The organism is Arthrobacter sp. CMU6, from assembly GCF_059090205.1.
Window position 1 is genome coordinate 1 of sequence record NZ_JBNHFL010000058.1, and the last position, 10,400, is coordinate 10,400.

General features: G+C 67.1%; 8 protein-coding genes and 2 pseudogenes. 4 read left to right on the forward strand and 6 right to left on the reverse strand.

From position 1 onward, the window contains the following. From AC5RWD_RS22715 to AC5RWD_RS22730, 4 genes and pseudogenes are all read right to left on the reverse strand, one after another. A pseudogene (locus AC5RWD_RS22715) lies at nucleotides 1-343 on the reverse strand (sugar phosphate isomerase/epimerase); the annotation flags it as partial. A 1-nt stretch (nucleotide 344) separates the two neighbouring features. Then, a complete protein-coding gene (locus tag AC5RWD_RS22720; RefSeq protein WP_494022188.1) occupies nucleotides 345-1,553 on the reverse strand; it encodes a Gfo/Idh/MocA family protein in 1,209 nt (402 codons plus the stop codon). 8 nt (nucleotides 1,554-1,561) lie between these two features. After that, nucleotides 1,562-2,689, reverse strand: a complete 1,128-nt coding sequence (locus AC5RWD_RS22725) for a Gfo/Idh/MocA family protein (RefSeq protein WP_494022189.1) — start codon at nucleotides 2,687-2,689, stop codon at nucleotides 1,562-1,564. After that, nucleotides 2,686-3,444, reverse strand: coding sequence for a sugar phosphate isomerase/epimerase family protein (locus AC5RWD_RS22730; RefSeq protein WP_494022190.1), 759 nt, complete (start codon nucleotides 3,442-3,444; stop codon nucleotides 2,686-2,688). The genes AC5RWD_RS22725 and AC5RWD_RS22730 overlap by 4 nt, the downstream gene beginning before the upstream one ends. 137 nt (nucleotides 3,445-3,581) lie before the next feature. Between AC5RWD_RS22730 and AC5RWD_RS22735 the strand changes: the two genes are divergently transcribed. From AC5RWD_RS22735 to AC5RWD_RS22750, 4 genes are all read left to right on the forward strand, one after another. Further along, nucleotides 3,582-4,805: an ROK family transcriptional regulator gene (locus AC5RWD_RS22735; protein WP_494022191.1), complete on the forward strand. Its 1,224-nt coding sequence runs from the start codon at nucleotides 3,582-3,584 to the stop codon at nucleotides 4,803-4,805. A 35-nt stretch (nucleotides 4,806-4,840) separates the two neighbouring features. Further along, on the forward strand, nucleotides 4,841-5,935 hold the full coding sequence (locus AC5RWD_RS22740) for a Gfo/Idh/MocA family protein (RefSeq protein WP_494022192.1): 1,095 nt from the start codon (nucleotides 4,841-4,843) through the stop codon (nucleotides 5,933-5,935). 1 nt (nucleotide 5,936) lies between these two features. Continuing rightward, entirely contained in the window at nucleotides 5,937-6,686 is a 750-nt protein-coding gene (locus AC5RWD_RS22745) for a ThuA domain-containing protein (protein WP_494022193.1), read from the forward strand. 193 nt (nucleotides 6,687-6,879) lie between these two features. Then, on the forward strand, nucleotides 6,880-8,073 hold the full coding sequence (locus tag AC5RWD_RS22750) for an MFS transporter (RefSeq protein ID WP_494022194.1): 1,194 nt from the start codon (nucleotides 6,880-6,882) through the stop codon (nucleotides 8,071-8,073). Between the two features lie 196 nt (nucleotides 8,074-8,269). Here the strand turns inward: AC5RWD_RS22750 and aceB are convergent, their stop codons facing one another. After that, a complete protein-coding gene (gene aceB / locus AC5RWD_RS22755) occupies nucleotides 8,270-9,940 on the reverse strand; it encodes a malate synthase A (RefSeq protein ID WP_494022195.1) in 1,671 nt (556 codons plus the stop codon). 314 nt (nucleotides 9,941-10,254) lie between these two features. Continuing rightward, nucleotides 10,255-10,400, reverse strand: a pseudogene (locus tag AC5RWD_RS22760) (isocitrate lyase); the annotation flags it as partial.

Genomic DNA, 10,400 nt, shown 5'->3' on the forward strand with positions numbered 1-10,400 from the left:
TGTGTTTCATTTCCTCGGCGGCGCGGGTGCGGACGCCTTCGGGGTTGCCGTCGCCCCAGACCCGGGACCCGACGATCGCTTCGTGGCGGAAGTCGATGGGGTCGTCGCACACGGCCTGGCCTTTGAGGTGGTTGGAGATGGCCCAGACCTTGAGGTTGTACTTGTCCAGGACGGCGAGTTTGGCCTCGACGTAGCCGGGTTCGTCCCAGCGCCAGGCGTCCAGGTGGTCGCCGGAGACGGCGATTTCCAGGCCGTCGTAACCCCAGCCGGAGGCCAGCTTGGCGACTTCCTCGAAGGGCAGGTCGGCCCACTGGCCGGTGAACAGGGTGTACGGGCGGGACATGTCAGGCTCCTTCAGTCGGTGCGGCGGCTGCGGCGCCGGTGGCCTGGACGAGCTGGATGGAAGCGCTTTTCGCTGCGGCGGATTCCTCGACGGCGGCGAGCACCCGCTGGACGGCGAGGCCCTCCTCGAACGAGGGCGACGGCGCGTCACCGGTGCCGATCGCGGACAGGAAGTCGCGGATCTCGTGCGTGAAGGTGTGTTCCCAGCCGATGATGTGGCCCTGCGGCCACCAGGCGTCAAGGTAGGGGTGGTCGGGTTCGTTGACCAGGATTCGGCGGAAGCCTTGCTCCCGCACCGGGACGGTGGCGTCCAGGAAGCCGAGCTCGTTCAGGTTCTCCAGGTCGAAGAGGATGGTGCCCTTCTCGCCGTAGATCTCCAGTTTCAGGGAGTTCTTCTGCCCGGTGGCCACCCGGGAAACCTCGACTGAGGCGATGGCCCCGGAGGCGAGGGACAGCGTGGCCCAGGCGGCGTCGTCGACCGTCACGTCCTCCGGCCCGTGCTGGCCTGGCCGGACTGTAGTGAAGGTGTGCAACCGGCCGGAGACCTCGGTGACGGAGTCTCCGAGGAGGAACAGGACCTGGTCGATTGCGTGTGAGGCGATGTCCCCGAGGGCGCCTGATCCGGCGGTTTCCTTGTTCAGCCGCCAGGTCATCGGCGATTCCGCGTCCGCGAGCCAGTCCTGCAGGTAGGCCGCGCGGACGTGCCGCACGGTGCCGAGGCGGCCTTCCGCGATCAGTTCCCGGGCCAGTGCCAGGGCGGGCACGCGGCGGTAGTTGAATCCGACCATGGACTGGATCCCGCGTGCGCGCGCCGCCACCGCAGCTTCGGTCATGGCCTCGGCTTCGGCGAGGGTGTTCGCCAAGGGCTTCTCCACGAGCACGTGCTTCCCGGCTTCGAGGGCGGCGATGGCGATCTCGGCGTGCATCCAGCCCGGGGCGCAGATATCGACGATATCGATGTCGTCCCGTTCCAGGACAGCGTGCCAGTCCGTAGCGGACTCGGACCAGCCATACTTGGCCGCCGCCGCGGCGACCTGCCCGGCGTCCCGGCCCACGAGCACTCTCTGCTCGAAGGCCGGAACGTCGAAGAAGCTGGCGACGTTCCGCCACGCGTTCGAGTGGGCCTTGCCCATGAAGGCATAGCCGATCATCGCCACGCCCAGAGGGCGGCTGGCTCCCGGCGGTGTGCCAGGGGATTCGTGGGAAGTCATTGGCATTCCTAGAGGGTGGGGTCGCTGGGGTTCCAGTCCTCGGGGAGGGCTGCGGACGCGGGGGCGGAGCTTTCGACGTCGACGAACGTCCCCGATTCCGCGGATTCGGAGATCGAGACCATGGTGTCCAGGACGTGGTACGCGAGATTGCCGGTGGCGCGGTGCGGAACTCCGGCGCGGAGGGAGCGTGCCATGTCCAGCACGCCCATGCCCCGGCCGTTGGCCGGGCCGGTGGCGGGGATGACGGTCCAGTCCTCGTCACCGGCGCGCCAGAGCTTGATGTCGCCGTCGAAATAGTTAGGGTCCGGGAGTGAGATGGTGGCTTCGGTACCGGTGATCTCCACGAATCCCATCCGCAGGCGCGGCGACTCGAAGCTGAAGACGCTGTGCGAGGACTGGCCGCCCTCGAACTGGGCCATCGCCGAGACATGGGTGGGGACGTCAACGGTGAATTCCTCGCCGGCCCTGGGACCGGAGCCGATGACGCGGACTTCCTTGGCCTTGGACCCGACGGCGGCGACCTTCCGGACCGACCCGAACGTCTGGACCAGGGCGGTGAGGTAGTACGGGCCCATGTCGAACAGCGGCCCCGCACCGTACTGAAACAGGAAGGCCGGGTTGGGGTGCCAGGACTCCGGCCCGGGGGTCTGGAACGTGGTCATGGCCGTGAGCGGGGTGCCGATGTCGCCGCGTTCGATGAGCCGGCGGGCGGTCTGCAGCCCGGCACCCAGGAACGTGTCCGGCGCGGTGCCGAGGCGGATGCCCGCGGCGTCGGCCGTTTTCAGCAGCCCCAGCCCCGATTCGCGGTCCAGCGAGAAGGGCTTCTCGGTCCAGACATGCTTGCCGGCGTTGACGGCGGCGGTGGCCACCTCCACATGTGCGGCCGGGATGGTCAGGTTGACGATGATTTCGACGTCGGGATGGTTCAGGGCGGCGTCCACGCCGCCCCACTCGGGGATGCCGTATTCCCTGGCGCGTGCCTCCGCAGCTTCCTCGAAGAGGTCGGCGATGACGTGGACCTTCAGGTCCGGGAACACAGTCAGGTTGTCCAGGTACTGCTTGCTGATGTTGCCGGCGCCGATCACGCCGACGCCGACCGGCCCCCGGAGGGCAGACGGCGTGGATATGCCGCTCATGCCTGTGCCCCTTCGGTGGCCTTTGCGGAGCCTGAGTTCAGGAAGCTGAGCGACTCGGTGATGCCGTTGAAAATGTCCCCGGAGTAATCATCGAATTCCACGACGCCGACCTCAAGCGACTTTGCTGCGTGAATGACGTCCCAGACAGGGATCCTGCCCTGGCCTGCCGGCTGCTGCGCCTTGGTGTCGGTGGTCAGCGGGCCGTCTTTGATGTGGATGAACTTCACCCGGTCGCCCAGTTTGGCCAGGATCTCCGCCGGGTCCTTGCCGCCCACGGCTACCCAGTAGGTGTCCACCTCCAGCACCAGCTCGGGGTCCAGCAGCCCTTCGAAGTACTCCAGGGCCGTCTTGCCCTCGATGGTGGACTCCAGTTCCCAGGCGTGGTTGTGGTAGCCGACGCGGATGCCGTATTCGGCACCCTTTCGGGCGGCGGCGTTGAGCTTTGCCGCGGTGGCCTGGATGTCCTCGGCGTTCTGCCAGTGCTCGGCCGTGATGTACGGTTCGATCACCGTGCCGATGCCGAGCTCCCTGGCTGCCGCGAAGATCTCGTCCTGGTCCTGGCTGAGCAGCGGCGCGTGGCCGGACGGGGCAATGAGGCCGTTTTCCTTCAGCGCGGCGCCGAGTTCCTTGGCAGTGGCCACGAAGTTGTACGGCTCAACCTGCGTGAAGCCGATCTCCGCGACCTTCCGGATGGTGCCGGGCAGGTCCTCCTGGATGGCGTTGCGCAGGGTGTACAGCTGGAGTGAGTAAGACATGACGCTCCTTTGCAGGTTCTGTCTGGTCACAGCTCAACCTAGGACCGCTTCTGACGAGGGTCAAGCAAAAGTCTGAAAGTTATCGACCTTCTTTGTGTCCTGTGACACCCAGAAGCATTCGTGCTATCACTGATGCCATGAGTCCAAGAACGGGTATTGGCCCGACTCCGGAGCCTGTTTCCGCCGACGGTATGGGCAGTCTGTCCCGCGCCGGCGACCTGTTTCAGCTGCTCCGCGACGGCAAGGCCCGGACGCGGGCCGAGCTGGCGCTGACCACCGGACTGGCCCGTTCCACGGTGGCTTCCCGCATTGATGCGCTGATTGCCTCGGGGCTGGTTGGCCCTGCCGGCGAGGCGATATCGAGTGGTGGCAGGCCGCCGTCGCGCTTTGCCTTCAAACCTGCCGCCCGGGCAGTGCTGGCGGTCGACGTCGGTGCCACCCATGTGATCATCGCGGTCACTGACCTGGGCGGAAACATCCTCGGCGAACGGCGTCTGGCCCAGGATGTGGCCGAGGGGCCGGAGGAAGTGCTGGGCAGGCTCGTGGCGGAGGCGACGTCGTTGCTGGCGGAGACCGGACGGAGCGCGGAGGACCTTGCCGGCGTCGGGATCGGCCTGCCGGGGCCCGTGGAGCACGCCACTGGCATGCCGGTGAAGCCGCCCATCATGCCGGGCTGGGACGGGTTCGACGTGGTCAGCCACGTCCAACGCTCGTTTCCTGTCCCGGTGCTGGTGGACAACGACGTCAACATCATGGCGCTCGGCGAACGCACGGCCCACTGGCCGGAGCACGACAACTTCCTGTTCATCAAGGTGGCCACAGGCATCGGGGCGGGCATCATCAGTAACGGTGAACTGCAGCGGGGCGCCAACGGCACCGCCGGGGACCTGGGCCACGTCAGGGTGCCCCGGGGCGACGACGTCCTGTGCCGGTGCGGCAACTACGGCTGCCTCGAGGCACTCGCGTCGGGCCCTGCCGTGGCACGGGCAGTGGCGGAACAGGGCATTGAGGCAGAGACCGGGGCCGACGTCCTCCGCCTGGTGGCCGGGGGTAACCTGCAGGCCATCCAGGCCCTTCGCCAGGCCGGCCGGGATGTGGGCGATGTGCTCGCCACGGTAGTGAATCTCCTGAACCCCTCGGTCATCGTCGTGGGCGGGAGCCTCGGCCAGGCGGGCGAACACCTCATGGCGGGCGTGCGCGAAGTGGTCTATCGAAGGTCGCTCCCGCTCGCCACCACGCACCTGCGCATCGGTCTGTCCAAGGCGGGCGGCCAGGCGGCCGTCCTGGGCGCGAGCCAGATGGTCACCCAGCACGTATTGTCCCCGACGGTCATTGAAGCCACGCTGCAGGCCACCGGATAACCAGCGACAACCAACCGAAAACGGAGTCTTGAAAATTGAGCACGCAGAAAAACGCGCCCCTGAGGGTTGGCGTCATCGGTATCGGCTGGGCCGGCCAGCAGCACATCGCGGCCTACAAGAACATCGACGGCGTGGAGCTGGTTGCGGTGGCCGCGATGGAAGAGGACCTGCTTAGGAGCATCAAGGACGAGTACAGTGTCCCCCACACGTTTGCCCGCTGGGAGGACCTGATCGAACTCGACGGCCTGGACGCCGTCAGCGTGGCCGTGCCGACCTTCCTCCACGCCCCGATTGCCATTGCAGCGCTTGAACGCGGGCTGCACGTCTTGAGCGAAAAGCCCCTGGCGCGCAACGGCGAGGAAGGCCTCCAGATGGTGGAAGCGGCGCGGAAAGCAGGCCGCGTGCTGGATGTGGCCTTCAACCACCGCCGCCGCGGTGACATCCAAAAGCTGAAAGGCATTATCGACGACGGCGAACTCGGCCGGCCGTACTACGCCAAGGCGTCGTGGCTCCGCCGACAGGGGATCCCGATGCTGGGCAGCTGGTTTACCAACCCTGCCCTGGCAGGAGGCGGCCCGCTGGCCGACATCGGCGTCCACGTCCTGGACTATGCGCTGCACCTGCTGGGCGAGCCAAGGGTCATCTCCGTCTCGGCCTCGACGCATTCCGAGCTGGGCCCCCGCGGCCTGGGCGGCAACGCCCGCTACACCGCCATGAAGTCCTCCCACAAGTTCGAAGTGGAGGACTTCGCCTCGGCGTTCATCCGCCTCGAAGGCGGCGGCACGCTGATCCTCGAAGCGGGCTGGGCCGCCTACCGTGACGAAGAGGACCTGATGGACTTCACCGTCTACGGGACCGACGGCGGAGCGGAACTTCGCGCCGTCGGGGCCTCCAATGTCCCGGTCGCAGATGTCCGGATCTTCAAGGAAAAGGACGGCGAGAACGCCGACTACGTCGTGGTGGCCGAGCCGGGCCGGGCGCACCAGGGCGTGGTGGAGGACTTTGTGGAAGCCGTCCGCGGCGGCGAAACCGTGTGGGGAGCCCACGACGGTTCACTCGCGCTGACGCGGGCCCTGGTGCTCGACGCCTGTTACAAATCCGCCCTCGAACAGCGCGAAGTGAGGTTCTGACATGACCGAAAAACTCAACATCCTGGTATGGAACGAAGGCGTCCATGAGGCGAACAACCAGCCGGAAACCATGGCCGAGATGTACCCCAACGGCATTCACGGCGCCGTCGCGGACGGACTGAGGGCCTTCTACCCGGATTCCGGCATCACCACGGCAACGCTGGCTGATCCGGAACACGGGCTGTCCGAAGAGACCCTTGCTGCCACGGACGTTCTCCTGTGGTGGGGGCACGTGGCGCATGGCGACGTCAGCGACGAGGTTGTGGACCGGGTGCAGCGGCACGTCCTGGGCGGCATGGGCCTGATCGTCTTGCACTCCGGGCACTTCGCCAAGATCTTCACCAGGCTGCTGGGCACCACGTGCTCGCTGAAATGGCGGAACGAGGGCGAGCGGGAACTTGTCTGGACGGTGAAGCCGTCGCATCCGATCGCCGCCGGCGTGGAAAGCCCCATCGTCATTCCAAAACAAGAGATGTACGGCGAGCTCTTCGACATTCCCGAGCCCGACGACCTCATCTTCATCAGCTCCTTCGAGGGCGGCGAGGTGTTCCGCTCGGGCGTGACGTTCACGCGCGGGAAAGGCCGGATCTTCTACTTCAGCCCGGGCGACCAGGAGTACCCCGTGTACCACCAGCCGCAGATCCGGCAGGTGATCGCCAACGGCGTGGGCTGGGTGGCGCAGCCGGGCCGTTTCCGCGAGGCACCGGGCGTCAGCAACGCCCAGCGGGACTGGTTCCTGCAGGCTCCCTAGGAACCACTCTGGCGCGAACGGACACTTGAGCTCCCGCGGGTGGGCGCGAACGGACACTTGAGCCCCGCGGGTGGTCGCGAACGGACACTTGCGCCCCTGCGGGCGCCGCTTTTCCAACGTTTTAGGCCCTCCGTGATAGCAATGAGGAGATGAAACCCCTTTTCAGCTCCCGGCACCCTGCCCCCTTCGCCCTATGAGGGGCACCGTTGGAACCGCGGTTCCCCGCAGCTGGATCCTGCTCGCGTGCATCGGCCTTATTGCACTGAACATGCGGGGACCTTTCGTGGCCGTGGCCCCGGTGCTGGGACCGATGCAGCAGGAGCTGGGGTTCTCGCCCGTTGAGCTGGGCCTGCTGACCGGCATCCCGGTGCTGTGCTTCTCGCTGGCGGCGCCCCTTGCCTCACTCGCAGGGCGCCGGCTCGGCGCTGAAGTGGCCATCACCCTCACACTCGCGGGCGTTCTCGCCGGCGTGGCGGTCCGTTCGGCCGGCGGCGGGGCCATGGTGATGGCGGGTACGGTCATCCTCGGCCTGGCCATCACAGTGGGGAACATCGCGGTGCCGCTGATCATCCGGCGGGATTTCTCGTCGCGCCGCCAGGGGACCGCCATGGGCATCTATACGGCTGCCCTGAACGTCGGCTCGTTTGCCACTTCCGTGGTTACGGCGCCGCTGGCCGAGCTGGTCGGCTGGCGGGCTGCAGTCGCGGGTTCCGCGGCCTTCGCCATCGCGGCGATCGGATTCTGGGTTCTCGCTTCCGGACGCCGGGCCTTCCTTCCCGCGGCCGATGACGGCACCGGCGGCCCAAAAGCGGCCGGCCGCCCGGCGTCGCGGTGGATCACGGTGGGACTGACGGCCGGTTTCGCTGGCCAGGCCATCTCCTATTACGGCGTGACGGCCTGGCTGCCCACCCTGCTGTCCGATGAACTCGGCATGACGCCGGCAGCCGCCGGGGCCGGCTCCTCCCTGTTCCAGATCATGGCCATCGCGGGCAGCCTGGGTGTGCCGCTTGCGGCCCGGTTCATGAGTACGACGGCGGTTGTGCTCACCTTGGGTGCCATGTGGCTGACCGTTCCGCTGGGGCTGCTGTTCGTTCCCCAGCTGTGGTGGCTGTGGTCCTCGCTCGGGGGAGTGGCGCAGGGCGGCGGCATCACACTGATCTTCACTGCCATCATCAAGGTCGCCCGGGACCAGGCGTCCGCGGGCCGGATGTCGGCCATCGTCCAGGGCGTGGGCTATGGCGTAGCGGCGCTGGCTCCGACTGTGGTGGGCTACGTCCACAGCACCTCGGGCACCTGGTCCATACCTCTTCTGGTGATCCTCGGGTCCGTGCTGGCGTTCGTCATTTCGACGACCCTCTCCGTACGCAAGGTGCCACGCCAGCGCTAGCCGCGGTCCCGCCGTCGTACGTTCCTTAAACCCGAGCGCGAACTGGCAGCTAGCGCCCTCAAAGGTGGGATTTTGGGCCATTAGCTGCCAGTTCGCGCTTCTGAAATGGTGGGTTCCGTTGCCGGGCTGCCTCCCCGGATTTCGGGGGTGCTGTTGCGAAGGCGTGGCGGCCCGGCTAACGGAAATCTCGGGGCGTCTAGGCGGCGACGAGCTCGTCCTCGATGGCCTCGGCCGTGGCGTCGATGCCCTCGCGGGCTTCGTGCAGGTACCGGGCGTAGGCGGGAACCGTCAGGAAGCTGGGGAACTTGTCGCTCAGGGTGACCTCCTCGAAGATGTCGCGGGCGTCGGCAAAGCGGTCACCGTCGAAGCGCTCCAGCCGGGCGAACTCCTCGTCCAGCATCTCCTCCACCCATTCCCGGCTGATGATCTCGCCCTGGTCAGTGATGGCGCGGGAGTAGATCCACTGCCACAGCTGCGAGCGGGAGATCTCCGCGGTGGCGGCGTCTTCCATGAGGTTGTGGATGGCGACTGCGCCGTTGCCGCGGAGCCAGGATTCGATGTAGCGGATGCCCACTTCGATGTTGTTGCGGATGCCCTGTTCGGTAATGGTGCCGTGAGTTGCCGCAACGTTGATGAGGGCCCGGTCGTCCGGGGTGACGTCCTCACGCAGGCGGTCCAGTTGGTTCAGGCGGCCGGCCAGGACGCCGTCGAACACCTCGCGGCACACGGGCACCAGGTCCGGGTGCGCCACCCATGATCCGTCGAAGCCGTCCGCTGCCTCGCGGGTCTTGTCCGCGCGGACCTTCTCGAAGGCGTTGGCGTTGGCGGCTTCGTCCTTGCGGTTGGGAACGGCGGCGGCCATGCCCCCGATGGCCATGGCGCCGCGCTTGTGGCAGGCCCGGACCAGCTGTTCGGTGTAGGCCCGCATGAACGGGGCGGTCATGGTGACCTGGGCACGGTCCGGCAGGACGAAGCGCGGGCCGCGGGTGCGGAAGTTCTTGATGAGGGAGAAGATGTAGTCCCAGCGGCCGGCGTTCAGGCCTGCGGCGTGGTCCCGCAGCTCGTAGAGGATTTCCTCCATCTCGAATGAGGCGGTGATGGTTTCAATCAGTACCGTGGCGCGGATGGTGCCCTGCGGGATGCCGAGCAGGTCCTGGGCCAGGATGAAGATGTCGTTCCAGAGCCGCGCTTCGAGGTGGTTTTCGATCTTCGGCAGGTAGAAGTAGGGGCCCTTGCCCTGGGCGAGGAGGCGGCGGGCGTTGTGGAAGAAGTACAGGCCGAAGTCCACGATGCCGCCGGCGATCGGTTCGCCGTTGATGAGCATGTGCTTCTCGGGCAGGTGCCAGCCGCGGGGCCGGACCACGATGGTGGGCAGTTCGCCGGCGGCCTTGAGCTTGTACTCCTTGCCCTCCGGGGAGGTGAAGTCGATCCGGCGCTCCAGCGCGTCCGTGAGGTTCAGCTGGCCCTGGATGACATTGCGCCACGACGGCGTTGAGGCGTCTTCCATGTCCGCCAGCCACACCTTGGCGCCGGAGTTCAGGGCGTTGATGGTCATCTTGCGGTCCACCGGACCGGTGATTTCCACCCGGCGGTCCTCCAGTCCGGGGGCCGGGGGAGCAACCCGCCAGTGCGGATCGTTCCGGACGGACTCCGTCTCCCGCAGGAAGCGGGGGTCCTCGCCCCGGGCGATGGACTCCCGCCGGGCACGGCGCGCCCGCAGCAGTTCCTCACGCCGCCCCGCAGTCGCCTTGTGCAGCTGAGCAACGAAGGCCAAAGCGTCCGGCGTCAGCACCTCGCTCTGCCGGCAGATGGGCTGGGCGGTCAGTGTGATCCCGTTGATCGTGAAGTTGTCGGTGAAGCTGTTCATTTCAATTCTCTCCTCAGACGAAGCAAGTTTGGTGGCGCTGCGGCGGTTGGTGCTGGACAGGGCCGAAAAAGGCGATCCTCCGCGTGCTATTCCCCATCCCCGCCATGGGCCTCGCAGAGCTCGGCCGGGCCGGGGACAGGGCCCCTTTTACGCACGCTCCCGGATCACCTTTCCCGGCCCGAGGCATGGGCACCTGGCCGCCGGCCGCCGTCGTGCCTTCCGGTGAGCGAAATCGACAACTCACCATGGGGCTGAGTGGGCCCACAGCCGCCGGGTTCCCTCGCGAGATTGCGAGTGGAGGGGGCGGCTGGGGACTAGTGGAACTGGCCTTCCTCCGTGGATCCCACGAGAGCCAGTGTCGACGCGTTCGGGTTGAGCGCGGTGGAGATGTCGTCGAAGTAGCCGGTGCCGACTTCGCGCTGGTGCTTGGTTGCGGTGTAGCCGCGGGACTCGGAGGCGA

Bases quoted from the DNA above. Each gene is read 5' to 3' on its own strand.
- AC5RWD_RS22720 (WP_494022188.1), bottom strand. From the start codon at position 1,553: ATGACTTCCCACGAATCCCCTGGCACACCGCCGGGAGCCAGCCGCCCT.
- AC5RWD_RS22725 (WP_494022189.1), bottom strand. From the start codon at position 2,689: ATGAGCGGCATATCCACGCCGTCTGCCCTCCGGGGGCCGGTCGGCGTC.
- AC5RWD_RS22730 (WP_494022190.1), bottom strand. From the start codon at position 3,444: ATGTCTTACTCACTCCAGCTGTACACCCTGCGCAACGCCATCCAGGAG.
- AC5RWD_RS22735 (WP_494022191.1), top strand. From the start codon at position 3,582: ATGAGTCCAAGAACGGGTATTGGCCCGACTCCGGAGCCTGTTTCCGCC.
- AC5RWD_RS22745 (WP_494022193.1), top strand. From the start codon at position 5,937: ATGACCGAAAAACTCAACATCCTGGTATGGAACGAAGGCGTCCATGAG.
- AC5RWD_RS22750 (WP_494022194.1), top strand. From the start codon at position 6,880: ATGAGGGGCACCGTTGGAACCGCGGTTCCCCGCAGCTGGATCCTGCTC.
- aceB (WP_494022195.1), bottom strand. From the start codon at position 9,940: ATGAACAGCTTCACCGACAACTTCACGATCAACGGGATCACACTGACC.